The following is a 24,276-nucleotide window of genomic DNA, read 5'->3' on the forward strand; positions in this document are numbered from 1 at the left end:
TGGGAACTGGGTACGAAGTCCAGTTGGCAAGCTTACCGACGACACCGGGCCCGCTCGCAGTCAGCCAGGGGGACCGGGCGGCGCCCGGCCGCCCGACGGGACACTAGTGCTCCCGGACCCCCTGCGCAGGGCCTTTCGTGGTGGCACAGTAGCCGAGTGGAATTCCCCAGGCGAACCCATATGCAGGCAATGCAGGAACGGTCCTCCGTCTCCCCGCTCGAGCTGTTCTTCGACCTCGTCTTCGTCTTCGCGTTGACCGGCGTCACGGCGCTGATGGCCGAGGACACCTCGGCCAGGAATCTGGTGCGCGGCGTGCTGGTGATGGCCGTGCTCTGGTGGTCCTGGATCGGTTACACGTGGCTGGCCAACGTGGTCCGCGCCGACGAGGGTTTCGCGCGGGTCGCGATGTTCTTCGCGATGGGCTCGATGTTCATCGTCGCGCTGACCATCCCCGAGGCCTTCGACGACCTGCCGGGCGGGCTCCCCGGCCCGGTGGTATTCGCCGTCGGCTACTTCTTCGTCCGGCTGATGCACCTGGCCACGTTCTGGCTGGCCAGCGCAGATGACCCCCAGCTGCGCGGCCAGCTGCTGCGTTTCGTGCCGTCCATGGTCGCGGGCACCACCCTGCTGCTGATCGCGTCCCAGCTCTCCGGCACCGCGCAGACCCTGATGTGGCTGGCCGCCCTCGTCGCCGACTACCTGGGCACCCTGTTCGGCGGCGCGGGTTGGCGGCTGAACTCTGCGAGCCACTTCGCCGAGCGGTACGGGCTGATCATCATCGTCGCGCTTGGCGAGTCCATCGTGTCCATCGGCATCGGGGTGACCGCGCTGCCGATCTCCTGGCCGATCGTCGCCGGCTCGCTGCTCGGGCTGGCCGTCAGCGGGCTGCTGTGGTGGGCGTACTTCGACACCACCACCCTTGCCGCCGAGCGCGCCCTCTCCGCGGCCACCGGCGAGACGCAGATCAGGCTCGCGCGGGGCGGGTACACCTTCCTGCACCTGCCGATGGTGATGGGCATCGTGTTGATCTCGCTCGGGCTGAAGAAGGTGCTGAACTACGTCGGCGACGGGAGCCATCACACCCTCACGGACCCCCTCTACGGCATCCCGCTGGTGGCGCTCTTCGGCGGGGGTGCGCTCTTCCTGTTCGGGCTGGCCGGGTTCAAGGCGTACGTGACCGGAACGATGGGGCCGGTCAACCTCGGGCGAATCACCACCGCGGTCGTGCTCGTGGCGTTGATCCCGCTGGCCTGGCACCTGCCCGCGCTGGCCTCGCTCGGGTTGCTCACCGCGGTCCTGCTGGCCCTCATCCTCTTCGAGACGGTGCGCTTCGCCGAGCACCGCGACGAGATCCGGCACGGCGAGCACTGACCGATCGCGGGCGTTGTCGCACCCGCACGGCAGACTGGGTGCCGTGCGAATCGTGTTGGTGCCGGGACCCGAGCACGCCCTGGCAATCCGCACGGACGACCACGGGCGAGCACTGGGCGACCCACTCCCCTTTCCCGACCCGTCCGCCGCGGTGCGCGCCCTCGAACCGGGCGAGCACCCACGGTGGGTATGGGCGGACACCGCTGCCGTCTATCCCGGCGTGCTGCGTGACGGGCTACGCGTGCAGCGCTGCCACGACCTTGCGCTCACCGGCGCGCTGCTGAGCGTGCGGGCCGGCGGACCGGCCGTCTCCCCGCAGCCCCCTACCGACGAGCGCCCCGGCCTGTTCGACGCCACACCGCCCCTCGACCCCGCGGCGGTGGTCGCCGACCACGACGCGCAGCTCGCGCTGATCGGCGACGATCCACGGCTGCGGCTGCTGGTCGCCGCCGAATCCGCTGGCGCTCTCGCCGCCGCCGAAATGAGCCACCACGGGCTGCCGTTCTCCGCCCACGAGCACCACCGGCTGCTCGAACGCACACTCGGCCCGCGCACCACCGGCGATGCTGTGCCGCAGAGGATTCGGGAGATCACCGAGGTGATCAGCGCCGCGTTCGGGCGGCGGGTCAACCCCGCGTCCCACATCGAACTGGTCGAAGCATTCGCCCGCGACGGCGTCGAGCTCACCTCCACCCGCGCCTACCTGCTGCGCGACGTCGACCATCCGGCGATCGAGCCCTTGCTGCACTATCGCGACCTGGCCAAGCTGCACGCCGCCAACGGCTGGACCTGGCTCGACACGTGGGTGCGAGACGACCGGTTCCGGCCGGTCTACGTGCCGGGCGGGGTGGTGTCCGGACGCTGGGCCAGCCGCGGCGGAGGGGCACTGCAGATCCCGAAAGCACTGCGCACCAGTGTGATCGCAGACCAAGGGCACACCTTCGTCATCGCCGACGCCGGGCAGCTCGAGCCCCGCATTCTGGCGGCCATGTCGGCCGATCCGCTGATGGTGGCCGCGGCGGGTGCGGACGACCTGTATGCCCCGGTCGCCGCGGAGGTGTTCGACGGCGATCGCGGGAAGGCGAAGGTGGCGATCCTCGGAGTCCTGTACGGGGCCACCGCGGGAGAGTCACGAGCGCTGTTGACCCTGCTGCGCAAGCGTTTTCCGGTCGCGGTGCAGTTCGTCGAGGATGCCGCGCGGGCGGGGGAACGCGGCGAGGTCGTGCACTCCTGGCTGGGCAGGGCCTGCCCGCCACCGGACGCGGGCTGGTGGTCCGGCGGCGACGCGCACGCGCGCGGCCGGTTCACCCGCAACTTCGTGGTGCAGGCGACGGCGGCGGAGTGGGCGCTCTGCCTGCTGGCCGAACTCAGGCGGCGGATCGCCGACGACGACACCGCCGAACTGGTGTTCTTCCAGCACGACGAGGTGGTCGTGCACTGCCGCGATCCGGAGTCCGCCACCGCGCACGTGCTTGCCGCGACGCAGGCCGCGACCCGGCTGCTGTTCGGCGAAACGAGAGTGCGCTTCCCGATGGACGTCGCGGTGCGGGAGTGCTACGCCGAACCACTGGAGACCTGAAGCGGCACAGACAGTTCCGCTTGCTGCCGAATTCCCCTCGGCGAGGTTCCCATGATGTCCCTCACCGCGCGACTGAACTGACTCAGACCCACGAAGCCACTGCGGAGTGCCACCTGACTGATGGTGAGGTGCGCCGCGCCCGGATCGGTCAGCAGGGCGACGCCCCACCGGACCCGGCGTCGCCGGATGAGCTCGTAGACCGAGTACTCCTCGGCCTCGAACAGTTTTTGCAGGTAGCGGGGGCTGACGTTGATGCTCGAGGCGACCTGGGCGATTGTCAACCGCGGGTCGGTGAAGTTGCTCTCGACGAATTCCCTTGCCCTCGCACGGTTTCGGATGCCGATCTCGTCGCGAACCTGGGTATCGCCGGTCGACTGGTGAATCACCGCCAGGCACAGGTCGAGGATGGCGCGCTCGATCAGCGCCGCCTCCGCGGACCCAGGGGCGCACACGTCGGTAGCCGCGAACTTCTCGATCGCCGCGGCGATGGTGTCGCCGAGCGGCGACGCGGGGACCGCGGCACCGACGAGGGTCCTGCTGTCCACGGACCGAGCGACCAGCAGGTCGTGCGGCAGGTAGACGAAGACGTAGTCCCCGTGATGGGAGAGCTCGACCTCGAAGGGGGCGGCGAAGTCCACAAAGGCGATCTGGCCCGCCCCGACGCAGCTGGCGACGCGGTTCTGCCGGATCCGCATCTCGCCCGTCCGCACGCAGACCATCGACAGGTACACGCTGTGGTCGTCTGCCAGCCGGTCCGGCGCCCGGATCCCCGAAACTGCCGAGGTCCGAAGCCTGTTCACCCGGATCGAGCCGAAATCCGCCGAGTGCATGACAGCGCGGAAACGGTCAGGGTTGATCGCCACCATGTCGGCCGCCGCCGACAGGGCCTCGAGTCCTTCCGGCCCACTGAGCCGCAGGCCGTCGGTGAACTGCTGCGTCAGCGACGCGGCCTGCGGTAGAGACTTCCCCTTCATTACGCACCCCTGCCCACCCCCGACAAAGGAACCTTCTGTGCGGTGAAGACTACAGCCCGAGCGGACCGTACGGTCTCGTACGAGCGATTCACCAGGCCGGAGCGGACGCGACCTCGTCGAGAAGGTGTGCCACCCACTCGGCGCTGACATCCGCGCCCGTGCCGACGGTCCGGAGGATGATCTCCGCAACGGGCGAGGTCGCCCGCGAGCGCAGCGCCGCGGCACCGGCCCCTGACCGGTCCCCTGTCGCGAGCGTGGCGAGAGCAACGCCCAGTCCACGCACGTCGCACGAACGGTCGGCATCCGGGAGCGGCCCCGGAAAAGCCAGGAACACATGCCCTTCCATGCTCACGCGGAGCCGATCCGGATCATCGAGGGCGAGCACGCCGTCCACCTCGTGCGCCCGGCACACCGCGTGCGCCAGGGGCCGCACCGCGGCGGCGGCGTCGACGGCCGACAGCCGGCCCTCCACGACCTCGGACAGCGAGCAACTCGGCATCCACTCGGTGACCACCGCGCCAGCCGATTCCGCGTCGACCATGTCGACGATGCGCGCGACGGCTGAGGTGCGGATGCCGCACATCCACACGGTGCGGGCGAAGACCTCGTCGGTGTCCACCTGCGGGCCCGCGTCGCCGCGGACGCCATCACCGGTGAAGAGGGTCAGCCCGACCTCACGGCCGGTGACCAGGTCGAGTCCGCGCCAGAACTCCGCCGACGGCACCGTGCCGCAGCAGGAGAGCAGCCGGTACCGTCCGACCGCGAACGTGCTGCCCGGGATCCGGCCCGACGGCGCGATGCATCCGGGGACGGTTGGCCTGGCGAGGCCGGTCGAGTTCGCTGCGACGATGGGCAGCCGTTCGGTGTCAGCGCGCATAGACCGGCATTCGGCCCGGCGAATGAGTGACATCCAATGTCATCGGTGCATCCTCACACAGGGCCGGAAAGTAAATGACCCCTAAAACCATTGGTTTTCGGGCCGCCGAAATGGACCTCGATCGGCGAAGTCGCCGAAGGGTGTCGAACTCGCAGGTAGGACCGGCCCGCGCATGGAGGCGGCCGGAATCGATGCCCGCGCCCAGGCGCGAATTGTCGAAACCTCGTGCGCGAATCGCTCGGTCCTGCGGACCGGTTCCGCGGCCATTTCTCGTCACCCGCCTGGCGCGGCGCCGCCGATTCACTCGGGATGTACGTGGCGACCCCCAAATCGAGGTGGAGTTGAATTGGACGGTGCCCGACGCGACCCCCGACCCCTCATCCCACGCCCCACTTCCTCCGGCGCCGCGGACCCGGTCGCTCGCGTTCGGACTCCCGCCCGCAGGCAGGCGATGGCCGGGTGGGTTGCGGGCGGCGCTGGCCTTCGGGGTGCCCGCGCTGCTCGCCGTCGCGTTCGGCCACCAGGAGCAGGCGCTGATCTTCAGCCTCGGTGCCTTCGCGGTCATCTACGGCGAGGGCCGGGCCTACCGCGTCCGCTGGCGCGTCGTGTTCTTCGCGGGCGTTGCTCTGCTCGCGTCGGCCGCACTCGGCGTGCTGATCGGTGGGACGGTCTACCGGGCTTGGCCTTTCGGTTCCAGTGCACCGGCCCTGATCGAGGTGGTCGCGCTGGCAGCGGTGGCACTCGTCGGGACCTATGTGGTCAGCGCTGCCCGACTCGGACCGCCCGGCTCGTTCTTCTTCGTCCTCGTCTGCTCCGTCGCGACGATCATGGCCGGATCCGAGCTGTCGACCGCAGTGATACTGGGCTGCACCGCAATCGGTGTCATCAGTGCGATGGCGGTGTCCATGTCGGGAGCGCTGGTCGATCGCCACGGACCCGAGCGCGACGCAGTGGCCACTGCCGCACGCGCGATCGATTCCTACGTCGCTCTCCGCCGCGCCGGGGGCCCCTCCGCCGCCGCACGTCACGGCGCCGCCACCGCGGTGAGCGCCGCATGGACCACGGTGTACGACGCCGGACTGCCCGAGCGGGAGCCCGACTCGGGCCCGGTCCGCACGCTGTACACCGCGCACCTGCGGTTGGCCGGCATCGCCGACACCGATCCGACGGACGGCCCCGACCGCGAACTGGACACGCCCACACGCCAGATCCCTTTGGCCCGACCCAACTTCCGGTACCGGGTGCGCCGGTCGCTGACGTTCGACTCGCACGCCGCAGGCACGACGCTTCGCGTGGTGGTCGCGTGCCTCGTCGCGGGCGGGCTGAGCGTCGCCGCCGGGTTCGACCGGCCGGACTGGGCAGTGATCGCCGCGGTCCTGATCCTGCACCAGGGACCGGACCGGATCCGCGGCACGGTGCGGGGACTGCATCGTTTCGCAGGCACCGCAGCGGGTCTGGTGCTGTTCGCCGGGCTGTACGCCCTCGAACCGAGCAGCGCAGCGCTCATCCTGTTGTTGATGGCCCTGCAGTTCCTGATCGAGTTGTTCATCGCCCGCAACTACGGGCTCGCGGTCATCTTCATCACCCCGCTGGCCATGCTCATCGGCGGCGCCTCGCACCCGGACGCGGCCATCGGCCCGATGATCCGCGACCGTTTCGTCGAGACGCTGATCGGCGTCGTGGTGGCGCTGGCGGTGCTCTGGTCGGTGGACCGCCGCGCGCACCGGCGCGACCTTCGGTGGACCGAGACCCGCACGCTCGAGATGACTCTCGCTCTGGTTTCCGCGCTGCGCGGGGCCGCGCCGACGGAACCGTCCGTGATGGCACTGCGACGGGACGTCCAGTTCGAACTGATCGGCGCGGGGATGAGTGCGGCGGATGCCGTCCACAACGAACGTGCCTGGATGCGGCTCCGATGGGCGCGGCACGTCGAGATCACCCGACTCGGTTACGACCTGCTCGCCAGGTGCTGGGCGGTGTCGCCCGGCGGGAGGCTCGCGGACCCGGACGGATGGGAGGCACGCCTGCGGCGAATCACCCGCGACGCATGAGACATCGGCCGGGCCCGATGGGTTTGACTTGGGGTCGCCGAACGAAAGGACAGCCATGGTCGACACCGCGGCCCTGACCGAGCTGTACAAGGACCTGCACGCCCACCCCGAGCTGTCGTTCCACGAGACCAGGACCGCAGGCATCGTCGCGGATCGGCTGCGCGCGCTGGGCTTCGAGACCGCCACGGGAGTGGGCGGCACCGGAGTCGTCGGGAGGCTGCGCAACGGCGACGGCCCGACCGTGCTGCTGCGCGCCGACATGGACGCGCTCCCTGTCGCGGAGGAGACCGGGCTGTCGTACGCCAGCGCGGCGCGCGGCACCGATCCAGCAGGCGCCGACGTGCCGGTGGCACACGCCTGCGGCCACGACATGCACGTCACCTGCCTGCTGGGGGCGCTCGAGGAACTGGCCGGAGACCGGGCCGACTGGCGCGGAACGATTCTCGCGGTGTTCCAGCCCGCCGAGGAGCTCGGCGGCGGTGCGCAGGCCATGGTCGACGATGGGCTGCTCGACCGCTTCGGTACCCCGGACGTGGTTCTCGGTCAGCACGTGGCCCCGTTTCCGGCCGGCATGCTGGCCGTCCGCCCCGGGCCCGCTTTCGCCGCAACCGATGCACTGCGGATCAGGATGTTCGGCAAGGGCGGTCACGGTTCTCGGCCCGAGACCACGATCGACCCGGTGGTGATGGCCGCGTCGACGGTGCTGCGGCTGCAGACAGTGGTGTCGCGGACCGTCGCCGCGACCGACACGGTGGTACTGACCGTCGGGTCCCTCCGCGCGGGCACCAAGGACAACATCATCCCCGATGAGGCCGTGCTCGAGGTCAACATCCGCACCTACGACAGGGGGGTGCGCACCAGGGTCCTCGACGCGGTCACCCGCATCGTCGACGCGGAGGCCGCCGCGGCGGGCACGACCCGCACGCCGGAGATCACCCCGATCGACAGCTTTCCGGTCGTGGTCAACGACCCGGCGGCGGTCGAGCGTACGGCGGCTGTGTTCCGCGCGAGGTTCGGCGAGGATCGCGTCGTGGACCCCGGCCTGGTGACGGGCAGCGAGGACGTGGGGATCTTCGCGACCGCGTCCGGGGCACCCTGCTGCTACTGGCTTTTCGGCGGCATCGATCCCGAGGCCTACCTGGCCGCCGCCGCCGCGGGAACGATCGAGCGGGACATCCCGTCGAACCATTCCGCACAGTTCGCACCGGTCATCGAGCCGACCCTGACCGTCGGCATCGAGGCACTGGTGGTGGCCGCTCGGGAGTGGCTGGGCCGGCCTGACCCTCAGCCGACCCCGACGATCGGCGGTATCTCGTAGGTCCCGTCGAACACCTCCTGCCGCGGGCTGTACATCCGCAGCAGCGGCCGGAAGCCTGCCGCCGGGGTCGGCAGCCAGTTCGCCCGCGCGGTCGGGTCCGTCGGCTCGGCGGCGCTGAGGGTGATCGTCAGCGAGCCGTCCTCCGCGTACACCAGTCCTGGCGTGCGGTCACCGATCGAATAGCGGTCGATCTCGTTGTCCACCAGGTAGTACTCCGGCAGGTCGTACATGGTGATCGACCAGAACGCATCCACCGGCGGCGCCTGGGCGAAGGTCAGCGTGTAGCTGCGTGCGCCCGTCAACTCGTCGCCGTCGCCGTCGAGATAGACCGGCGAGTAGGCCGCCTCGTAGCCGTGGTTGCCCCACAGCCCGCCCATCGCGGCGGCCGCGCGCAGCCCGATCGCCCTGGCGCGGTCTTTGATTCGCCACTCCGACGAGTTGACGGTGCCGACCTCGAAGTAGTCGTCGTTGTAGTCGAAGGCGTGGAACGGCTGATGCCATCCGTTGACGATGGTGTCCCCGGCGCCCGACTTCAGCGCGGCCACCAGTCCGTCGTGTCCGGCCGACGCCCCGGCAGTGAGCGCCGCGGCCAGGTCCGGGTTCGCGTCCGCATACGGCGACGGGCCCCACTCCAGCAGACCGAGCGGCTCGAAGCTCTGCTGCAGCGGCAGATCCTGCGCCGCGGGCGGATACGCCTGCAGGGAGACCCGCAACTTCTCCCAGAACGCCAGCGGCTCCGGCACGTTCGGATCCGGGGTGGGCAATCCCGGCGGCTGCCCCTGCTCGCCGACCGGCGTCAGCGTCAGCCGCTGCTGCAGCTCACGAACACGGGGCAGGTCGGCCTCGCCTGCGCAGGCCCACCGACCCACGATCGACGCGACCACGGTCGGGAACGAGATCCTGATGGCCCCGTCCGGGAGCGTCCCCGACCAGGCCGGAGGGGTCAGCAGGTAGCGTCCCGCGGCCGTCCCGGTGGCACGCTTGCCCACGTACGCGAAGTTGTTCGTCCACGCGTCCACGAACTGCAGTACGTAGTAGGCGCCGTCGGTGTCCGGGACCTCAAGCAGCAGCGGACCGTTGGCCAGGTCGAGCTGTGCCATCGAGTACACGGTGTCGTTGTTGATGGAGACGAAGGTGTCCTTCGGCCCGGCGAGAGCGTCGGCGTGGCTGAACGTGTTGAACGGCGCGGCGGGGTTGGCCCCGACGCCCGTCGTCACGTAGCGGCGCACCTGGTCCAGGTTGAACACGAGTGGAAATCCGTACACGTAGGCCTTGGCGGCCAGATCCTTCAGCTCGGTACCCATACGACTCCCCTTCGCCGACCCTCCCCTCAGATCACCACGGGGCCCGGGCCGTCCGCCTCACCCGTCCCGTGTGAGGCTGCGCCCGTGCGCGGTTGGCGAGTCCCTGGACTCGTCAACCACGCACGGGCGCATAGCGCCTAGCGAGTGTCGCTACCCGGTCGGCCGCGTCGCCCGGATCCTCGGGCGGTGCCTCGACGAGCACGAGTTCGCCGACACCCAGCTCCTCCAGGGCGGCAACGTCACCGGGCTCGGCGTCCCGCAGCGCGACCGACAGCCGCAGCTCGCTCGCCTCTCGGCCCACCTCACGACACAGTTCGCGCAGGACACCGATCCGCTCGGCAACATCGTCGATGCCGGCCAGATTGAACCCGTACCAGCCGTCTCCCCATGCCGCCACGCGATGCAGGGCGGCGTCGCCGTTGCCCCCGAGCACCACGGGGATGCGGCGGTTGCGAACCGGCTTCGGGTTGACGCGGACCTCGTCGAAGGCCACGAACTCGCCGTCGAACGACGCGACGTCCTCCGACCACAACCTCCGCATGGCGGCGACATACTCCGCGGTGCGCTCGCCGCGACGCTCGAACGGCACACCGAGCGCGGCGAACTCTTCCCTGGACCAGCCGATGCCGATGCCGAGCGTCAGCCGGCCACCGCTGAGCCGATCGAGCGTGGCCGCCTGCTTGGCGACGAGGACCGGATTGTGTTCGGGCAGCAGGAGCACGCCCGTCGCGATGCCGATGGTGTGCGTGGCCGCGGCGGCGAAGCTGAGCCCGATCATCGGATCCAGCCAGTCCGCGGCGGCGGGCACCGCGATCTTGCCGTCTTCGGCGTACGGATAGCGCGACGCCGAACGGTCCACCATCACCACGTGCTCGCCCGACCACAGGGTGGCGAATCCGTTGCCCTCCGCGGCGGCGGCGACCGCGTCGATCACCCCGCGGTGGGCACCGGTGCCGATTCCCAGCGCATGCAGACCCAGTCGCATACGGCGATCGTCTCACGCAGGACGGAGGCGGACCCGCCGTTCCGTCCCCCGCACTGTGCGTGAGTTGCACCCCAACCGGGGTACAGATCACGCACCGGCGCGGAGCGCCTCGACCGCCTCGTCGACGGTGGGGAAGATCCGCCCGGACTCCGCGAACTGACGCCCCAGCTCGGTCTTGCGGGCCGTCTCCAGGTCGCGCTGCGGGACGTCCGTGAAGTAGATCGTGATCCCACGGGCGGACAGCTCCTGATCGAGATCCCGGACATGGTGCATCACGGTGGTGGTGATCTTCCACGCCCGCGAGCAGTCCAGCACCACGGTCTCCGAGCCTGCGGCGTCGATGCGTTCCCGGATCGCCGTCAGATTTGCCAGCACGTTCGCCGTGTACAACGCCGAATTGATCCGGAGCACCAGCGGCTCGGCCGAGTCTGTCGGCGCGTCCTCGTCGCCGCCGATCCAGCGGCTGTCCGCGCCGCGACTCAGCTGCACGACGTGGGGTCGGTCGATCTCCCTCAGCACCAGGTACAGGGTGAACAGCACGCCGACCGCGACCGCGGGCAGCAGGCCCGCGGTCAGCCCGATCAGCGCCGTGGCCACGGCGATCCAGAACTCCATCTTGTTGATACGCCAGAACCGGGCGAAGGCACCGATGTCCACCAGCCCGAGCGTCGCGACGACCACCATCGCCCCGAGCGTGGCCTGCGGCAGGTCGCTGAGCACCGGGGCGAGGAACAGGGCCACCAGGACCGCCAGCGCCGCGGTCACCAGACCGCTGGCCTGGGTGCGCGCCCCGGCCCGCAGGGCCACCGCCGTCTGCGAGAACCCACCGGCGGGCGGCAGGGTGTGGAAGAACGCACCCGCCACCGAGGCGACTCCGTTCGCCAGCATCTCCTGGTCGCTGTCGATCTGGGGCTCGCCCGGCCTGCGCACCCCGCGCGCCACCGACACCGTCTCGAGGAACGCCATCGCGGCGATGGCGAGCGCGCCGGGGATCAGCGCACCGACGTCGTCGAGCCCGGGAATACCGGGAAGCGGAATGCCCTGCGGCACTTCCGCGATCAGCTCGACGCCGCGGCCCTCCAGACCGGTGAACGCGACCAGGGCAATCCCGGCCGCGACGACCACCAACGGCCCTGGGATCCGGGGGATCAGCCGCGCCATCGCGTACAGCGCACCGATGGAACCGGCGGCCAGGAGCACCGTGGCACCGTTGGCGTCACCGATCTGTCGCACCGCCGACCACACCACCCGGAAGAAGCCCGTCGCGTCCGGATCGGATGGCACGCCGAGCAGCTTCGGCAGCTGACTCGCGGCGACCGTCAACCCGACGCCCACCTTGATGCCGGTCAGCGTCGCCTCGTTGATGTTCTCGACGACCGACCCGAGCTTGAGCACACGCGCCAACAGCAGGATCACGCCGACCAGCAGGGTCAGTGTCATGAGCGAGGTCTGCGCGTCGTCCGAGCCTGCCGCGATCCCGGCACCGATCATCGTCGACGCCGTCAACAGCGCGATCGTCGACGTGGTGCTGACGCTGACCGCCCGCGCACCGCCGAGCATCGCGTACACGACCATCGGCACCATGCAGGTGTACAGGCCGATCTGCACCGGCATGTCCGCGATCGTCGCGTACGCCATCGCCTGCGGGATCACCACCGCGCCAGCGCTGAGGCCCGCGACCACGTCGGCACGCAGCCAGGACTTCTGATATCCGACCAATGTCGGTGCGAGAGTGCTCATCCCGACGCCCTACGAGGTTCCGTCCGGAAACACGGCAACCCAGTCGTCGCGCACACTCACCGTCGTCCACCCCTTGTCCTCTGCCGTCCTCAGCGCTTCCTCCGCGCCCGCGTCGTACGCGAACTCACGCTCGGCGTCGTCGTGGTGCACGAGCAGCCGAAGCGCGTCATCTCGCGCGAACTCGAACATCGGCACGTCGCCGTTCGAGTTCCCGCCGACCAGCAGCGGCCTGCGTCCGATCCGGCTCCAGATGCGCACCGGCTTCTCGGCACCGTCGTCGAAGAACCCCATCTCGGGCGCGTACCTCACCTCGCCGTCCGCGTATCCCAGCCCGAGACTGCTGCCGATGATCCGCTCGCGTGGGATCGCGTACAGATCCTCGCCCGCCCCGCGCATGAAGTCACGGTCGCCGCCCGAGGCGATGTAGGTGGTGAACCCGTGCGACTCCAGGTACCGGAGCAACTCGACCATCGGCGCGAACACGCACCGCGCGAAGGGCAGCCCGAGCACGGGGTGCGTCCCGGCGTCCAGGAATGCCCTGGCCTGCTCGGTGTACGCCTCGACCTCCTGGCCCGCGGAGGCCCGGACCACGGCTGCCATCAGGGTCTTCATGTCGGTGTCGTCGCCCGCATAGTGCTTGTCGACAGCGGCGGACAACCAGCCGAAGTCCCTGTCCACCACCGCCTTGTACGGCTGCCGCGATGCGAGCTGTGGATCGGCCGCCGCCAGCTTCGCCCACAACGCGAAGACGAACTGCAGCTGGATCTGCACCGGTTTCTCGGTCCAAAGGGTGCCGTCGTTGTCGAACACCGCGACCCGCTCGGAGGCCGGGACACCTTGAGCCTCGACGCGGGCAACGAAGTCGACGATCGCCGTGCGGGACGCGGTGTCCCGCCACAGCACGAGTCCGGTCATCGCTTGTCCTCCAACCCCGCGAGCGCCTCTCCCACGGTCGGATACACGCCGACGCGCTTCCCGCCGTCCGAGGCCCGCTTGAGCGTGTCCCGGAACTGCCCGATGTCGCGGGCGATCCGCAGCTCGATCCCCTTGCGACCGAGCGTGTCCCGCAACTGCATCAACATCTCCGCCGCGCTGACGTCGACGACGGGTGACGTCTCCGCGTCGAGCACCACGACCCTCGTCTCGTCGGTGCACAACGCCTCGATGCTGTCCTTCACGTGATCGGCGTTCGCGAAGAACAGGCCCGCCTCCACGCGGACCACCACCACATCGGGCCGGGTGGCCAGGTCGGGGTGCCGCTCGGCATCGACCCACAGCGAGCCCTCCTTCGCCAGCGCCGCGACATGCGGACGCGAGGCCCGGTAGAGCAGCAACAGCATGGAGACCCCGATGCCGATCACCAGCCCGGGCAGGGTGTCGAAGAGCAGCACGCCCATCATCGCGGCGAGCGCGCCCGCGAAATCGGCTCGGGCCGCGGGGCCGTAGATGCTGCCGAGCCGCTCGGTCCACACGCCGTAGAGGTGCCTCATGGCGGAGACGTCGACCAGCTCGATGACCGCGGCGATGACGACGGCCGCCAGCGTGGCCTCCGGCAGGTTCTCGAACAGCCCCGTGAGGAAGAGCAGCGTGACCACCGTGAGCGCCGCGACCACCAGACCACTGACCTGGGTCTTCGCCCCCGCTCCCCCGTTCACCGCCGTCTTCGAGAGGCTGCCGTTCACCACCATCCCCGACGCGAGACCCGACCCCAGGTTGGCGGCGCCCAGGCCGAGTAGCTCGCGGTTGGCGTCCACCTCGTAGCCCGCCTTCGCCGCGTAAGTCTTCGCCGCGCCCAGGCCCTCCGCAAAGCCGATGAGCAGCACGCCGACGGCCGGGCCCAGCAGGTCCACGTAGTCATCGAACCCGACGCCGCCGGGCAGACCGATCGAGGGCAGTCCGGAATCGATGTGCCCGACGATCTCGACGCCCTTGTCGTCCAGGCCGAACGCCGCGACCGCCGCGATGCCGAGCAACACGGCGAGCAGTGATCCCGGGACCAGCGGCAGCCAACGTTTGAGCCCCAGCACCACCGCGAGGCTGAGCAGGCCGACGGCGAGGGTCCGCCAGTCGGTGTCACCGAGGTGGCGGAGGACGCCCCAGGCCTGCTCGAAGAAGTTGCCCTCGGACTTCTCGACGCCGAACAGCTTCGGCACCTGGCCGATGATGATGGTCAGCGCGAGGCCGACGATGAAGCCCTTGAGCACCGGCTCGGAGATGAAGGACGCGATGAAGCCGAGCCTGATCAGCCCCGCCAGCAACCCCACGATGCCGGTTGCGATGGCCAGCACCGCGGACAGCGCCACGTACTTCCCGCCGTCCGCACCCGCCAGCGGCGCGATGATCGCCGCCGACAGTGCCGCGGTCGCGGACATCGGACCGACCACCAGGTGCCGCGAACTGCCCACCGCGGCATAGAGAATGAGCGAGGGGACGGCCGCGTACAGGCCGACCACGGGCGGCACCCCCGCGATCGTCGCGTAGGCAAGTGCCTCCGGCACCAGCACGGCCCAGACCGTGAGGCCGGCGATGACGTCGGGCCGGATCCATTTCTTCTGGTAGCCCTCCAGGGAGCCGAACAGAAGCCGGTGTCTGCGCGTGTTGTCGGTGGTGCTCACTCCAGCAGGCCCCTTTCGCCACAGTCTCCTCATGCTCTGGCAATCGATCCGTTGCCGCTTCACCTCACGCGGGTGAGGCGGGCCTGAGCAGTCGGGGCGACCATCGGTGACACGGACATTCCGACGGAAATGGAGCGATCAGTGACCAAGGAATTCAAGGGCAGTATCAACCTCGACGTCCGAGACTCGGTGTCCGATTGGGATGCATTCCTCCCAGAAAAGGCGCCGAAGGGCGCGCCGAATGTGCTTGTGGTCCTGTACGACGACACCGGCATGGCCGCCTGGTCTCCGTACGGCGGGCGCATCAACATGCCGACCATGGACCGCCTCGCGAACAACGGTCTGACCTACTCGCAGTGGCACACGACCGCGCTGTGCTCGCCGACCCGCTCGACGTTCCTCACCGGACGCAACCACCACCTCAACGGCTTCGCGTCGATCTCCGAGTCCTCCACCGGATTTCCCGGCTACAACTCGCACATCCCGCCGTCGAACGCCACCATGGCCAACGTCCTGCGCGACGCGGGGTGGTCGACGTTCTGGGTCGGCAAGAACCACAACGTGCCGATCGACGAGTGGACCGCGGGGGCCTCGAAGAAGAACTGGCCGCTCGCGCAGGGTTACGACCGCTTCTACGGTTTCATCGGCGGCGAGACCAACAACTGGTACCCCTCGCTCGCCGAGGACAACCGCTACATCGACCAGCCCTACACTCCCGAAGAGGGCTACCACCTCTCGAAGGACCTCGCGGACCAGGCGTTGCGGATGATCCGCGACGTCAAGCAGACCGAGCCCGAGAAGCCCTGGTACCTGTGGTTCTGCCCCGGCGCCAATCACGCCCCGCACCACGCGCCCGAGGAGTACATCGCCAAGTACAAGGGCATGTTCGACGACGGCTACGAGGCCTACCGCGAATGGGTGCTCGCCCGCATGGTCGAGAAGGGCATCCTCCCCGCAGACACCGATCTGACGCCCTTGAACCCGATGCCCGAGGGCACGTTCTCCCCCACCGACGAGGTGCGCCCGTGGGGCGAGCTGAACGACGAGGAGAAGGCCATGTTCAGCCGCATGGCCGAGGTGTTCGCCGGCTTCTCCGAGTACACCGACGCCCAGGTCGGCCGGATCGTCGACTACCTCGAGGAGTCGGGCCAGCTCGACAACACGCTGATCATCTACTGCGCCGACAACGGCGCCTCCGGCGAGGGCAGCCCGAACGGCTCGGTGAACGAGGGCAAGATCTTCGGCGGCTACCCCGACGACGAGGCCGAGAACCTCCGCATGGTCGACAAGCTCGGCAGCCCCGACACCTACAACCACTACCCGACCGGCTGGGCGGCGGCGTTCTCGACGCCGTACAAGATGTTCAAGCGGTACACCTACCAGGGTGGCGTGTGCGACCCGCTGGTGATCCACTGGCCGGCGGGCATGAAGGCGCGCGGCGAGGTGCGCCACCAGTACCACCACTCCACCGACATCGTGCCCACGATCCTCGAGGCCTGCGGCGTCGCATTCCCGGACACCTACAACGGCGTAGAGCAGACCCCGATGTCGGGCGTCTCGATGAAGTACTCCTTCGACGCCCCCGCGGACGGACCGACGGCGAAGCAGACCCAGTACTACGAGATGTTCGGCCAGCGCGGCCTGTGGCATCAGGGCTGGAAGGCCGTCTCCGTGCACGGTCCGGTCTCGGGGATGAGCAACTTCGACAAGGACCAGTGGGAGCTGTACCACGCCGACGTGGACCGCGCCGAGGCGCACAATCTGGCAGCGGAGCATCCGGACAAGCTCGAGGAGCTCAAGGCGCTGTGGATGGAGGAGGCGAAGGCGAACAAGGTACTGCCGCTGAACGACCTGCAGATCATCGGCAACCCGAAGGACTTCGAGACCTTCGTCGGCATGGAGTTCCACCAGCCGGTCCCGCCGAGCGGACAGTACGTCTACTACCCCGGTACCTCCGAGGTGCCGGAACGGTCGGCGGCGAATGTGCACGGCGTCTCGTACAAGATCCTCGCCGAGGTGGACCTGACGCCGGACTCGCAGGGCGTGATCTTTGCGCACGGCTCGCGCTTCGGCGGGCACTCGCTGTTCATCTCAGGCGGTGAGGTCACGTACGCGTACAACTTCCTCGGCATCCCGCCCGAGGACCGCATCTCGGCCCCGGTCCCGACGTCGGGCAAGCACATCATCGGGGTCGAGTTCGTCAAGGAGGGCATGGGTCCGAACCGTGAGGGCCTCGGACCACTGAAGCTCTACATCGACGACAAGCAGGTCGGCGAGCAGAAGATCCGGACGGTCCTCGGCCACTTCTCGCTGTGCGGCGAGGGCCTGTGCATCGGGTACGACAGTGCCGATCCGGTGTCGAGCGCCTATCCGGAGCCGCGCTTCGAGTTTCGGGGCGGTGAGATCAAGAAGGTGGTCTTCGACATCGCCGACGATGCGTACATCGACGTCGAAAGCCACCTGAGGGCCGCGATGTCCCGCGACTGATCCCGGCCGACGGCGGTGTCTCCGGATCTCCGGAGGCACCGCCGTCGCCGTCGGTGCGAATGCGGTCAGGCCTCGGAGCCGACGGCGTCGAGCAGGGGCTGACCGATGACGCCCATCGTGGCGGACGCACCGCCGAGCGCCCATCCGCCGTCGGTGGCCAGGACAACGCCCGACACGTAGTCGGCGAGCGGGGAGGCCAGGAACCGGCACACGTTGGCGACGTCGCGCGGGGTGCCGTACCGGCGCAGGGGAACGCTGTTGGTGACGAGGGCCCGGTCCTCTTCGGTGGGGGCCAGGCGCGCCATGCCCTCGGTCCCGTCGATCGGACCCGGGATCACGCCGTTGACCCGGACCCCGGCCGGACCCCACTCCAGGGCGAGCACCTTGGTGAGCATGTCGACGCCTGCCTTGGCCGCGCACACGTGCGCCTGAGTCACCGTCGGGAGTACCGACTGCGGCGCGGAGATGTTGATGACCGAGGCACCGGGCTTGCGCAGGAACGGGTACGAGGCGCGCAGGACGTTGAAGGTCCCGAGCAGGTCGATGTCGACGACCGACTTGAATCCGTTGGCCGAGAGCCCGAGCGCCGCCGCGGGAAAGTTGCCGGCCGCGCCCGAAACCATCACGTCGAAGTCGCCGAACCGGTCGTGCGCATCCCTGAGCACCGCCTCCGTCGCGGCGTAGTCGCGAACGTCGGCACTGCCGCCCATGGCCTCGGCCCCGAGCTCGGTCAGCCGCTCGACGGCGGCGTCGACCTTCTCCTGCCTGCGGCTCATGACTGCGACCCGGGCGCCTGCCCTGGCGAAATCCTCGGCGATGCCGAGGTTGATCCCGCTGGTCCCTCCCGCGACGAACACGGTCTTGCCTGTCAGATCGATGGACTGAACGAACTCGGTGGCCATGCCAACTCCCTCGAGGTAGAAATAATCAGCACCACGAATGGTTTCTGACGCGGACCATACTGGATGCCGACCACGGGGCGGGGACGCGGGCCTCATATGATCGACACTCCCAACCGCCCTGGAATCGGAGGTGCTGACGTGGCCGAGCCCTTGGTCTCCGACGCCGCGGCACGCCACACGGGTTGCCTGCTGATGAAGCTGGGACAGGCGATGTTCCGCCTCAGCGAGGATCGGCTGGCCGAGCTGGGACTGCGAACCCGGCACTACCTGATCCTGCAGGCGCTCGCGGAGTCGGGCGCACGCTCGCAACTCGAGCTCGGGAACCAGCTACGGATCGACCCAACGACGATGGTCTCGTCCATCGATCACCTCGAGGGGCTGGGCCTGGCGGGCCGGACACGAGATCCGCAGGACCGCAGGCGTTTCCTCATCGCGATCACCGACGAGGGCAGGCGCACCGCCGCCGAGTCCGACAGATTGCTGGCCTCGCTCAACGAGCAGACCCTCGCCGATCTCGCCCCCTCGCGGCGCGACGACCTGCACCAGCTGTTGCTGACGCTCAACGCCGGGGACGCGCTGCCGGAGGCATACGACGCGACCCGGGACGTTCCGCGCTGATCCCGCGGACGCGGTCCCGCGTCTCCGCTACGAGAAGACCCAACCACGCAGGGCCAGGAAGCGCAGGACCCCGACGAACGCACTGACCGCGACGACCGCGACGGCCTGCACCAAGCCGCCTGCCGACGGCAGCCAGAAATCGAGCAGGGCAAGCGAGAGTGTGCTCAGCGCCAGCCCGACGAGCGCGAGCCCTCCGCCCTCCCATTGCGCCGGGAACCAGCTGACCCGCGCGGACGCGTGGAAGGTCAGCCTGCGGTGGAGTTCGTTGGCCATGGCCGTGCTGACCACCACCCCCGCGACGTTGGCCGCGAACGTGCCCCGGGCATGGAGCAGGAGGAACACCAGCGCGTACACGATATTGCTCGATCCGCCGACGAGGACGAATCGGACGAACTGCGCGGTGACACCATCGCCCCGTAGTCGACGGCTCCCGCTCCGCCCCCTGATCCAGGGATAGGTCTCGCCGGGATCGTCGCGGACGGGTGCCGGGTCGCCGCGACCGTCACCGTACGTGATCACGTCGTCCATGAAAGCCCCTCCTCCGCGCCGTCATCCGCATCCGTCCCCCTCAGCGGGAGGTTGCGTCGCCTGCCGCCGGCGAGCCACCCGAGGTCAGTGCCGGCACCACGACGCCGTCGACGACTCGCTCGATGAAGGCCAGATCGATCGGCTCCGCCATCACCGACAGCCGGTGGAAGGTGATCGCGGGGAAGATCGTGCCGATCAGATCGATGTCCCGGTCTCCTGGCACCTCCCCCCGTTCGACCGCCCTCGAGACGACCTGGGCGAACAGCTCCTTGTACGGCACCGAGATGGCCTGGTTGACCGCCGCACGCAGTCCACTGTCGTGCACCATTCCGGTGAGCAGGCCGCCGACCACCGCGTCACGCCGCGAGTCCGGGTCGTGCCAGGCCCTGGCCATGAGCACCAGATCGGTCCGGAGGTCTCCGGTGTCGGGCGCCGGGGCGCTCTCGTGGAGCAACGCGACCGCATCGGCGACGAGCTCCGGCTTGCCGGCCCACCGCCGGTAGACGGTCGTCTTGCCTGCCCCGCACCGCGCCGCCACGGCGTCGATCGACAGCCGATCGAATCCGACCTCCGCGAGCAGGTCCTGGGTCGCGACCAGCAGCGCCCGGTCGCGGTCCGCGTCGCGCGGACGGCCGGACTTGGCAGACGATGACACGGTGACCTCCATTTGGATATAGATACGCTACCGTTTCGTATCTTATTCCCGGGGCAGGGTGCCGCGCCTCGACGCCGACCCCCGCACACCCGCCGTCAGCCGAAGGTGCCGTGTCGCCCGGCGCCCTCAGCGAAGCGCGTCGCGCCCTCGAGGGTGCCGTCCGCCAGCGAGATCACGCCGTGCCGCAGCTCGGCGAGCATCGCCTGGTCCTCCGTCAGCCCCTCCTGCTCGAGGACGGAGAGCCGATCCTGGCGTATGCAGGTCTGCGGGAACGCCGCCAGGTCGGCCGCGAGGCGCTGGGCGGCAGCGACCGCCTCGCCGGCCGGGACCTTCCTGTTCACCAGCCCGATGCGGTACGCCTCGTCCGCGTCGACCGGCCTGCCCGTCAGGATCAGATCCATGGCGCGGCTCGTGCCGATCAGCCGCGGCAGCCGGACGGTACCGCCATCGATCAGCGGAACCCCCCAGCGTCTGCAGAAGACCCCGAGGACGGCGCCCTCCTCCGCCACCCTCAGGTCCGCCCACAGGGCGAGCTCCAGCCCGCCCGCCACCGCGTGACCGGCGATCGCGGCGATCACCGGCTTGGAGAGCCGCATCCGCGAGATGCCCATCGGGCCGTCACCGTCGAGCGCGACCCGGTTACCCGCCCCGGAGCTGATCGCTTTCAGATCGGCTCCGGCACAGAAGGTTCCGCCCTCACCGTGCAGGACGGCGACAGCCGCGCCCTGGTCGTCGTCGAACTCGCGGAAGGCGGCGGCGAGCGCCTCCGCGGTGGGCCGGTCCACGGCGTTGCGCACGGAAGGCCGGTTGATGCTGATGGTCGTGACCGGGCCGTCCCGTCGAACGAGAACCGCATCGTTGGTCATGGGCCGCCTTTCGTGGTGCGGGCACCCCCGACACCTCGGGACCGGGTCAGCCGCGTGATCGTGGGGCCGAACGTAACAGCAGGTCCGGCCGCACTGTCAACCCCTTGACCTAAGAACGGAACCGGAGTTCACTCCTTGGGTATGGCCTATCGGCGCACCCCCGCCGTCCAGGAACGACTGGACGCCTTGCGGACCAGGATGATCGATTCCGCGACCGGATTGGTCGCCGTGCACGGCTATGGCGGTTGCTCCATCTCCGCGGTCGCGGCCGACGCGGGGGTCGGCACCGGAACCGTCTACCGACACTTCACGAGCAAGGGTGAACTGTTCGCGGAGGTGTTCCGCATCGTCTGCAGCCGTGAGGTCAACGCGGCCGTCACCGCGGGCGAGGCCGCCCGCGCCGAGGACGGACGATGCGTCGCGGCCGTCTCGGCCGCCGTCGGAACCTTCGCGCAGCGAGCACTGCGCGCGCCCACCCTGGCCTACGCCCTGCTCGTCGAACCCGTCGACCCCCAGGTCGACACCGAACGACTGCTCTTCCGTGAGTCGTTCCGCGATGCGCTCGCCGTGGCGATCGCAGGCGCGATCGAGGCAGGCGAGATCCCCGGCCAGGACGCCACCGTGACCGCCGCCTGCATCGTCGGCGCGATCGGAGAGGCGCTCGTCCTCCCCCTCGCGCGGGGAGCCGTCGACCCGACGATCCTCCCCCTCCTCCATGCCTTCACCCTCCGATCCCTTGGGAGCCCCACATGAGCGCCACACACGAGGTCCTCAACCAGGTGCCACCGCTCGTCGACTACGACGCCGCCGACCAGCAGCCGATCCTGGAGGCGCTCCAGCGCGCCGGCGCCCACGACGCACTGGACGAACTGCACGAGGTCGGCCGGCTCGCGGGCGGCGCGACCGCCCAGCGCTGGGGCGACCTGGCCGAGGCCCACCCGCCGATCCTGCACACGCACGACCGCTACGGGCACCGGATCGACGAGGTCGAGTACGACCCCGCCTACCACCAGCTGATGACCACCGCCGTCGAGATGGGGCTGCACGGTGCGCCATGGGCGGACCCGAATCCCAACGCACACCTGATCCGGGCCGCGAAGATGGCAGTCTGGGGCCAGGTCGACGCCGGACACGGCTGCCCGATCTCGATGACCTACGCGGTCGTGCCCGCCCTGCGCCACAATCCCGAGCTCGCGGCGCAGTACGAACCGCTGCTCACCGCGCGCGCCTACGACCCGGCGCCCGCGCCGCCGCTGACCAAGACCGGCCTGATCGCCGGCATGTCCATGACCGAGAAGCAGGGCGGCTCCGACGTCCGCGCCGGCACCACTCGGGCGGTCCCACAGTCGGACGGCAGCTACCTGCTGACCGGACACAAGTGGTTCACCTCCGCGCCGATGTCGGATCTGTTCCTGGTTCTCGCGCAGGCACCGGGCGGGTTGTCGTGCTTCTTGCTGCCGCGGATCCTGCCCGACGGCACCCGCAACCGGATGCACCTGCAGCGGCTGAAGGACAAGCTCGGCAACCACTCGAACGCGAGCAGCGAGGTGGAGTACGACGAGGCCGTCGCCTGGCTGGTGGGAGAGGAGGGCCGCGGCGTGCCCACCATCATCGAGATGGTCAACATGACCCGGCTCGACTGCACGATCGGCACGGCCACCGGGATGCGCGTGGGCACGGCGCAGGCCGCGCACCACGCCACCCATCGCAGCGCCTTCGGTGCCCATCTGGTCGACCAGCCGCTGATGCGCAATGTGCTCGCGGACCTGGCCGTCGAATCCGAGGCCTCCACCACGGTCGCCATGTGGCTGGCCGCGCTCACCGACCGGGCGACCGCAGGCGACGAGCAGGCCGCCACCTTGCGGCGCATCGCTCTCGCGGTCAGCAAGTACTTCGTCTGCAAGCGCGGTCCGATCCATGCCGCGGAGGCACTGGAATGCCTGGGCGGCAACGGATACGTGGAGGACTCGCGGATGCCGCGGCTCTACCGTGAGGCACCGTTGCTCTCGGTGTGGGAGGGATCCGGCAACGTTGCCGCGCTCGACACCCTCCGGGCCATGGCGAAACAGCCCGAGACGTTGCAGGCGTTCTTCGACGAGCTCGACACGAGCGCAGGGGCCGACGCCCGGCTCGACGCCGCCGTCGGCCGACTGAAGGGCGCCTTCGGCGACTTCGGCACTCTCCAGCACCGAGCCCGCCGGGTCGTCGGCGACATGGCGCTGGCGCTGCAGGGCTCGCTGCTGGTCCGGTTCGGCCACCCCGCCGTCGCCGATGCATTCTGCGCCAGCCGGCTCGCGGGCGACTGGGGCAGCGTGTTCGGCACCCTGCCCGACGGTGTCGACACGGCGGCGATCATCGCCCGCGCCACGCCGAAGGCCGGGTCGTGACCGACCACGCCGGGACCCGCCCGGCGGCGTGGCGGGAGGGCTGGGACGAGGGCGACGACTCGCTGTTCGCCGGTCGTGAGATGGACACGGCCGCACAGCAGGTGGAGTACGAGACCCTCACCTACGAGGTGACCGGCCGGGTCGCACGGATCACCTTCGACCGGCCGGAGCACGGCAACGCGATCACCGCCGACACCCCTCTCGAACTCGCCGCGGCCGTGGAACGCGCCGACCTCGACCCGCGCGTGCACGTCATGCTGGTCTCCGGGCGGGGCAAGGGCTTCTGCGGCGGCTACGACCTCGGCGTCTTCGCCGAACGGGGTGGCGGCCCCGCCGACGGTCCGGACCGCACCGTCGGCACGATGCTCGACCCGGTCGTGCAGGCCCGCAATCACAACCCCTTCGGACAGTGGGACCCGATGGCCGACTACGCCATGATGAGCCGCTTCAACCGTGGTTTCGCGAGCCTGCTGCACGCGAACAAGCCGACCGTCGCGAAGATCCACGGATTCTGCGTGGCGGGCGGCACCGACATCGCGCTCTACTGCGACCAGATCATCGCCGCGGACGACACCAAGATCGGGTATCCGCCGACCCGGGTGTGGGGCGTCCCGGCCGCAGGCATGTGGGCGCACCGCCTCGGCGACCAGCGGGCCAAACGCCTACTGCTCACGGGAGATTGCATCAGCGGCCGCCAGGCGGCCGACTGGGGGCTGGCGGTGGAATCGGCGCCGCCCGACGAGCTCGACGAGCGCACCGAGGACCTCGTCGGCCGGATCGCCGCGATGCCGATCAACCAGCTGATGATGGTCAAGCTGGCACTCAACAGCACCCTGCTCGCACAGGGTGTCGCGAACTCGACGATGGTGAGCACCGTCTTCGACGGCGTGTCACGACACACCAGGGAGGGCTACGCCTTCCAATTGCGTTCCGCCACGGCCGGGTTCCGCGAGGCCGTGCGCGAGCGCGACGAGCCGTTCGGCGACCACAGGCGGGCGCAGTTCGAGCGCGAGTAGTGC

Annotated in this window: 20 protein-coding genes; 9 read left to right on the forward strand and 11 right to left on the reverse strand. The window is 69.7% G+C overall.

Going from position 1 to position 24,276, the window contains the following annotated elements; genetic code table 11:
* Nucleotides 1-189 precede the first annotated feature (189 nt).
* Nucleotides 190-1,371: a low temperature requirement protein A gene (locus tag RM1_RS09955; RefSeq protein WP_083576630.1), complete on the forward strand. Its 1,182-nt coding sequence runs from the start codon at nt 190-192 to the stop codon at nt 1,369-1,371.
* Nucleotides 1,372-1,414: 43 nt separating this feature from the next.
* Entirely contained in the window at nt 1,415-2,950 is a 1,536-nt protein-coding gene (locus RM1_RS09960) for a bifunctional 3'-5' exonuclease/DNA polymerase (protein ID WP_072751237.1), read from the forward strand.
* Here the strand turns inward: RM1_RS09960 and RM1_RS09965 are convergent.
* Both RM1_RS09965 and RM1_RS26390 read right to left on the reverse strand, forming a co-directional pair.
* Nucleotides 2,926-3,924, reverse strand: coding sequence for an AraC-like ligand-binding domain-containing protein (locus RM1_RS09965; RefSeq protein ID WP_072751145.1), 999 nt, complete (start codon nt 3,922-3,924; stop codon nt 2,926-2,928). The genes RM1_RS09960 and RM1_RS09965 overlap by 25 nt on opposite strands.
* Before the next feature lie 88 nt (nt 3,925-4,012).
* Complete coding sequence (locus RM1_RS26390) at nt 4,013-4,801, reverse strand: protein kinase family protein (RefSeq protein WP_072751146.1); 789 nt, start codon at nt 4,799-4,801, stop codon at nt 4,013-4,015.
* A gap of 353 nt (nt 4,802-5,154) precedes the next feature.
* Between RM1_RS26390 and RM1_RS09975 the strand changes: the two genes are divergently transcribed.
* Both RM1_RS09975 and RM1_RS09980 read left to right on the forward strand, forming a co-directional pair.
* Complete coding sequence (locus tag RM1_RS09975; RefSeq protein ID WP_072751238.1) at nt 5,155-6,852, forward strand: FUSC family protein; 1,698 nt, start codon at nt 5,155-5,157, stop codon at nt 6,850-6,852.
* A gap of 55 nt (nt 6,853-6,907) precedes the next feature.
* Nucleotides 6,908-8,170 (forward strand): amidohydrolase, encoded by a 1,263-nt coding sequence (locus RM1_RS09980; RefSeq protein WP_072751147.1) that lies wholly within the window; start codon nt 6,908-6,910, stop codon nt 8,168-8,170.
* Here the strand turns inward: RM1_RS09980 and RM1_RS09985 are convergent.
* From RM1_RS09985 to RM1_RS10005, 5 genes are all read right to left on the reverse strand, one after another.
* The gene (locus tag RM1_RS09985; protein WP_072751148.1) at nt 8,137-9,474 is read right to left on the reverse strand and encodes a DUF1254 domain-containing protein; all 1,338 of its coding nucleotides are present in this window, start codon (nt 9,472-9,474) and stop codon (nt 8,137-8,139) included. The genes RM1_RS09980 and RM1_RS09985 overlap by 34 nt on opposite strands.
* 112 nt (nt 9,475-9,586) lie before the next feature.
* Complete coding sequence (locus RM1_RS09990) at nt 9,587-10,459, reverse strand: LLM class F420-dependent oxidoreductase (protein ID WP_072751149.1); 873 nt, start codon at nt 10,457-10,459, stop codon at nt 9,587-9,589.
* Between the two features lie 87 nt (nt 10,460-10,546).
* Nucleotides 10,547-12,199 (reverse strand): SulP family inorganic anion transporter, encoded by a 1,653-nt coding sequence (locus RM1_RS09995; protein ID WP_072751150.1) that lies wholly within the window; start codon nt 12,197-12,199, stop codon nt 10,547-10,549.
* Nucleotides 12,200-12,208: 9 nt separating this feature from the next.
* Nucleotides 12,209-13,114, reverse strand: coding sequence for an HAD family hydrolase (locus RM1_RS10000; protein WP_072751151.1), 906 nt, complete (start codon nt 13,112-13,114; stop codon nt 12,209-12,211).
* Nucleotides 13,111-14,778 (reverse strand): SulP family inorganic anion transporter, encoded by a 1,668-nt coding sequence (locus tag RM1_RS10005; RefSeq protein WP_072751239.1) that lies wholly within the window; start codon nt 14,776-14,778, stop codon nt 13,111-13,113. Before RM1_RS10005 ends, RM1_RS10000 begins: the two co-directional genes overlap by 4 nt.
* A 165-nt stretch (nt 14,779-14,943) precedes the next feature.
* On the opposite strand from RM1_RS10005, the gene RM1_RS10010 reads away from it, so the two are divergent.
* Nucleotides 14,944-17,301, forward strand: a complete 2,358-nt coding sequence (locus tag RM1_RS10010) for an arylsulfatase (protein WP_169922303.1) — start codon at nt 14,944-14,946, stop codon at nt 17,299-17,301.
* A gap of 65 nt (nt 17,302-17,366) precedes the next feature.
* Here RM1_RS10010 and RM1_RS10015 read toward each other — a convergent pair whose 3' ends face one another.
* Nucleotides 17,367-18,203, reverse strand: coding sequence for an SDR family oxidoreductase (locus RM1_RS10015; protein ID WP_072751153.1), 837 nt, complete (start codon nt 18,201-18,203; stop codon nt 17,367-17,369).
* Between the two features lie 138 nt (nt 18,204-18,341).
* On the opposite strand from RM1_RS10015, the gene RM1_RS10020 reads away from it, so the two are divergent.
* The gene (locus RM1_RS10020; protein ID WP_169922304.1) at nt 18,342-18,821 is read left to right on the forward strand and encodes a MarR family winged helix-turn-helix transcriptional regulator; all 480 of its coding nucleotides are present in this window, start codon (nt 18,342-18,344) and stop codon (nt 18,819-18,821) included.
* Between the two features lie 27 nt (nt 18,822-18,848).
* Here the strand turns inward: RM1_RS10020 and RM1_RS10025 are convergent, their stop codons facing one another.
* The 3 genes from RM1_RS10025 to RM1_RS10035 all read right to left on the reverse strand — a co-directional run bounded on the left by RM1_RS10025 (nt 18,849) and on the right by RM1_RS10035 (nt 20,870).
* Entirely contained in the window at nt 18,849-19,349 is a 501-nt protein-coding gene (locus RM1_RS10025) for a GtrA family protein (RefSeq protein ID WP_083576635.1), read from the reverse strand.
* Between the two features lie 40 nt (nt 19,350-19,389).
* Nucleotides 19,390-20,004: a TetR/AcrR family transcriptional regulator gene (locus tag RM1_RS10030; RefSeq protein ID WP_169922305.1), complete on the reverse strand. Its 615-nt coding sequence runs from the start codon at nt 20,002-20,004 to the stop codon at nt 19,390-19,392.
* Between the two features lie 95 nt (nt 20,005-20,099).
* A complete protein-coding gene (locus RM1_RS10035; protein WP_072751156.1) occupies nt 20,100-20,870 on the reverse strand; it encodes a crotonase/enoyl-CoA hydratase family protein in 771 nt (256 codons plus the stop codon).
* Nucleotides 20,871-21,011: 141 nt separating this feature from the next.
* Here RM1_RS10035 and RM1_RS10040 point away from each other — a divergent pair, with 141 nt between their 5' ends.
* The 3 genes from RM1_RS10040 to RM1_RS10050 are packed head-to-tail and all read left to right on the forward strand — an operon-like array spanning nt 21,012 to nt 24,273.
* On the forward strand, nt 21,012-21,623 hold the full coding sequence (locus RM1_RS10040) for a TetR/AcrR family transcriptional regulator (RefSeq protein ID WP_072751157.1): 612 nt from the start codon (nt 21,012-21,014) through the stop codon (nt 21,621-21,623).
* Nucleotides 21,620-23,257 carry an acyl-CoA dehydrogenase family protein gene (locus RM1_RS10045; protein WP_072751158.1) on the forward strand — a complete coding sequence of 546 codons (1,638 nt, stop codon included), beginning with the start codon at nt 21,620-21,622 and terminating at the stop codon, nt 23,255-23,257. Before RM1_RS10040 ends, RM1_RS10045 begins: the two co-directional genes overlap by 4 nt.
* Entirely contained in the window at nt 23,254-24,273 is a 1,020-nt protein-coding gene (locus RM1_RS10050; RefSeq protein WP_072751159.1) for a crotonase/enoyl-CoA hydratase family protein, read from the forward strand. Before RM1_RS10045 ends, RM1_RS10050 begins: the two co-directional genes overlap by 4 nt.
* Nucleotides 24,274-24,276: the final 3 nt, after the last annotated feature.

The sequence above is a fragment of the Rhodococcus maanshanensis NBRC 100610 genome, from assembly GCF_001894865.1.
GTDB classification, from domain to species: domain Bacteria; phylum Actinomycetota; class Actinomycetes; order Mycobacteriales; family Mycobacteriaceae; genus Rhodococcus_G; species Rhodococcus_G maanshanensis.

Excerpts from the sequence above, each read along its gene's own strand:
- RM1_RS09955 (WP_083576630.1), top strand. The coding sequence starts at position 190 with ATGCAGGAACGGTCCTCCGTCTCCCCGCTCGAGCTGTTCTTCGACCTC.
- RM1_RS09965 (WP_072751145.1), bottom strand. The coding sequence starts at position 3,924 with ATGAAGGGGAAGTCTCTACCGCAGGCCGCGTCGCTGACGCAGCAGTTC.
- RM1_RS26390 (WP_072751146.1), bottom strand. The coding sequence starts at position 4,801 with ATGCGCGCTGACACCGAACGGCTGCCCATCGTCGCAGCGAACTCGACC.
- RM1_RS09980 (WP_072751147.1), top strand. The coding sequence starts at position 6,908 with ATGGTCGACACCGCGGCCCTGACCGAGCTGTACAAGGACCTGCACGCC.
- RM1_RS09985 (WP_072751148.1), bottom strand. The coding sequence starts at position 9,474 with ATGGGTACCGAGCTGAAGGATCTGGCCGCCAAGGCCTACGTGTACGGA.
- RM1_RS09990 (WP_072751149.1), bottom strand. The coding sequence starts at position 10,459 with ATGCGACTGGGTCTGCATGCGCTGGGAATCGGCACCGGTGCCCACCGC.
- RM1_RS09995 (WP_072751150.1), bottom strand. The coding sequence starts at position 12,199 with ATGAGCACTCTCGCACCGACATTGGTCGGATATCAGAAGTCCTGGCTG.
- RM1_RS10000 (WP_072751151.1), bottom strand. The coding sequence starts at position 13,114 with ATGACCGGACTCGTGCTGTGGCGGGACACCGCGTCCCGCACGGCGATC.
- RM1_RS10010 (WP_169922303.1), top strand. The coding sequence starts at position 14,944 with ATGGAGCGATCAGTGACCAAGGAATTCAAGGGCAGTATCAACCTCGAC.
- RM1_RS10015 (WP_072751153.1), bottom strand. The coding sequence starts at position 18,203 with ATGGCCACCGAGTTCGTTCAGTCCATCGATCTGACAGGCAAGACCGTG.
- RM1_RS10025 (WP_083576635.1), bottom strand. The coding sequence starts at position 19,349 with ATGGACGACGTGATCACGTACGGTGACGGTCGCGGCGACCCGGCACCC.
- RM1_RS10035 (WP_072751156.1), bottom strand. The coding sequence starts at position 20,870 with ATGACCAACGATGCGGTTCTCGTTCGACGGGACGGCCCGGTCACGACC.
- RM1_RS10040 (WP_072751157.1), top strand. The coding sequence starts at position 21,012 with ATGGCCTATCGGCGCACCCCCGCCGTCCAGGAACGACTGGACGCCTTG.
- RM1_RS10045 (WP_072751158.1), top strand. The coding sequence starts at position 21,620 with ATGAGCGCCACACACGAGGTCCTCAACCAGGTGCCACCGCTCGTCGAC.